This is a genomic window from Streptomyces sp. NPDC004561 (assembly GCF_053602155.1).
In genome coordinates, this window is sequence record NZ_JBSGDB010000747.1 from 1 (window position 1) to 2857 (window position 2857).

Below are 2857 nucleotides of genomic sequence, written 5' to 3' on the forward strand. Positions count from 1 at the left end.
GCCGTCCAGGGCGGTCGGCGGCTCGTGGTCGCGGGCCTCGGCGGGCAGCAGGGGCATCTCGCCGCTGGGGACGTAGGGCACGTTGGCCGTCAGGAGGCCGATCCGGCCGCGCAGGCCCGTGGGCAGGGCGTCGTACAGGTCGCCCTGGTGGGCCCGGCCGCCGAAGGCCGCGAGGTTGCGGCGGGCGCAGCGCACGGCGGCCGGGTCGATGTCGGCGGCGTGCACCTCCGCGCCGTCCAGCGCGGCGGCGAGGGCCGCGCCGAGCGCGCCGGAGCCGCAGCACAGGTCCACGACCAGGGTCGCGTCCGGCGCCTCGGCCAGCGCCCGGTCGACCAGGAACTCGGTGCGGCGGCGGGGGACGAACACCCCCGGTTCCACGGCGATGCGCAGACCGTGGAACCCGGCCCAGCCGAGGACGAGTTCGAGCGGGAGCCCGGTGGCGCGCCGGTCCACCATCGAGGCCAGTTCGTCCGGGGTTCGGGCGGTGGAGAGGATCAACTCCGCCTCGTCCTCGGCGAAGACGCAGCCTGCGGCGCGCAGCATGGAGACGACGGCGGAGGGAGTGAGCGGGGGCTGAGGGGACACGGAGGGCATGGAAGCCGTAAGCCTTTCGGGAGCGCGAGATCGCAGGGCGCTCCCGCGGTCACCGTCGCCGGTCGACCGCGCCGTCACGAGGAGAGAGCACCCCGGCTGGCACAGCGGTGATGGGTCCCACCTCCTCGCGTCCGTGGGCCGCGTCGATCCGCGGCCGGACGGCCACCATACCCCAGCGGGCACGGCCGGGTTCGGCGCGGGAAATCGCCTGGCGCGGTGGCGGGCGGACGGCTACGCTCGCCGCGATGACGACTCACCCCGTGCACAGATTGGGGGTCCCGTCCGCGCAAGGTGAGCGCTGATGCTCACTTCCGCAGCGATCGGGGATTCCCGCCCCTCCCTGTGGCTGCGCGTACGCGAGTACGCCGTGCCACCGTCCATGATCGAGACCGCGACCGCCCGCCGTCGCGCCGGTGACTGGGCGGGGGCGTGCGCCGCCGCCCGCTTCGACGTCGACCTCGATCTTCGTTCCGTCGCCCGCGTCCATGGCCGTGATCTCGCGGCACGGGTGCGCGCCGACCTCCGCCGGCTCGCTCCGGACCTGCTGCGCTGGCACATGCCGAGGATCGCGCCCGACGGGCTGCTGCGCCCGGGCCTGACGCTCACTCTGGCCCGGTACGACAGACTCGACCGGGCCGGTCCCGTCCATCTCGTGGTCCGGACCGCGCCCGCCTGGGCCGACGCCGGCCAGCGCATCGGCCTCGCCCTGTGGGATCCGGTCCACGAGGAGACCCGCCGGCATCCGCATCCCCGCCCCAACCGGCGCTACCGGCTCGATCTGCACCGCCACCTCTGGGACGCCGGCCGGGCCGCCGAACTGCGCGGCCGGTCGGGGGCCGACGGGCCCGTGCCGCCGGACCACGATCCGCTGGGGCTCGTACCCCCCGGCCATGGCTGTGCCGTCGCCCGGTGGGCGGCGGAGTCGGCCCTTCTGCTGCGCGCCGAGGGCCGCCCCGCCGGCCCCTTCACCGTCCGCTTCGGCGGCGGGCGCCGGCTGGTCCTGGAGCCGGACCCGCACGGAGCCGAGGGCGGCGGGAGCCCGCGGATCGCGGCCGAGCCCGCGTCAGGCGGCCTGTCCGGCCTGCCCGTCCTGCCCGACGCGGCGACCTGGGTGCCGCCGGACCTGGAGCTGCTGCGCGCCGGACTGCTCGGCCCGGACCGGCTGCATCCACTGGTGGCCGCCGCGCTGGCGCCCGGCCGGGTGCCGCCCGGCCCGCCCCGCGCCCGCGAACCGGTGGGCGGTGCGCGGCTCGTGGAGTGCCGGGGAGCCACGCACCGGATCGGTCCGGTCGACGGCGTACTGGCGCCCCTGGACCACGACCCGGCCGAACTCCGGCGCGAGGAGCTGCTGTTCGCGCTGGGCGGGCCGCCACTGCCCTGTCTGCGGGCCGTCGACGAGGCGCACCGGCGTCCGGACTGCCTCGCCGGCGTCCGGGAGCGTCTGGACCACGGCGACACCGCCGGCGCCCTGGCCGTGGTCGAGGGTCTGCTCGGCCCGGACGCGGTGCTGCGCCCCGGCCCCCTGCGGGACGAGCTGGCGGCCGCCGCCGAACGGCGCATCACCTACGGGCTGTACCGGGCCGGTCTGATCGGTGACGGCCCGGTCCGATACCTCCCGGACCGCCGGGCGAGCCGTCATCGGCGCCCGCGCCGCGCGACGTCCCGGCGCTGAACTCCCTTCCGTTGTCCCGACTCACACCCTCAGGTGATCACCCATGCCCGCACGCCTTTCCCCCGTTCCCTTCCCCGCCTCTCAACTCGACGTGGCCGACGTCCTGTTGGCCGCGCTCCGCGACACCGCCACCGAGCCGCGCGCCGACATCCAGCTGGAGGCGCTGACCCTGGCCGTGACCGCGGACCTGCCGGTGCTGCTGTGGGGCGAACCCGGCATCGGCAAGACCGCGGCGCTGACCCAGCTCGCCGAGACCCTGGAGCTGCCGCTGACCACCGTCATCGCGAGCGTCCACGAACCGTCCGACTTCTCCGGGCTGCCCGTGGTGGGAGACGATCCCGCGGTGCAGGGCGTCCCGATGGCGCCGCCGGACTGGGCGGTGCGGCTCGTCCGGGCCGGGCGGGGGCTGTTGTTCCTGGACGAGCTGTCCACCGCGCCCCCGGCGGTGCAGGCGGCCCTGCTGCGGCTCGTGCTGGAGCGGCGCGTCGGCGCGCTGACGCTGCCGCCGGGGGTCCGTATCGTGGCGGCCGCCAACCCGCGCTCGGCCTCCTTCGTCGCCTGGCGCTCGGAGTCGTTGAAGTACGCCGGGAC

The 2857-nt window shown here is 76.5% G+C and carries 3 protein-coding genes; 2 read left to right on the forward strand and 1 reads right to left on the reverse strand.

Annotation, left to right across the window (positions count from 1 at the left end; genetic code table 11):
- On the reverse strand, window positions 1–594 hold a 594-nt coding region (locus ACWEN3_RS44630; RefSeq protein ID WP_452983906.1), incomplete at its 3' end, for a putative protein N(5)-glutamine methyltransferase.
- Between the two features lie 301 nt (window positions 595–895).
- On the opposite strand from ACWEN3_RS44630, the gene ACWEN3_RS44635 reads away from it, so the two are divergent.
- Window positions 896–2266 (forward strand): hypothetical protein, encoded by a 1371-nt coding sequence (locus ACWEN3_RS44635; RefSeq protein ID WP_452983909.1) that lies wholly within the window; start codon window positions 896–898, stop codon window positions 2264–2266.
- A 43-nt stretch (window positions 2267–2309) separates the two neighbouring features.
- Window positions 2310–2857: sigma 54-interacting transcriptional regulator (locus ACWEN3_RS44640; RefSeq protein WP_452983912.1), on the forward strand; the 548-nt coding region annotated here is incomplete at its 3' end.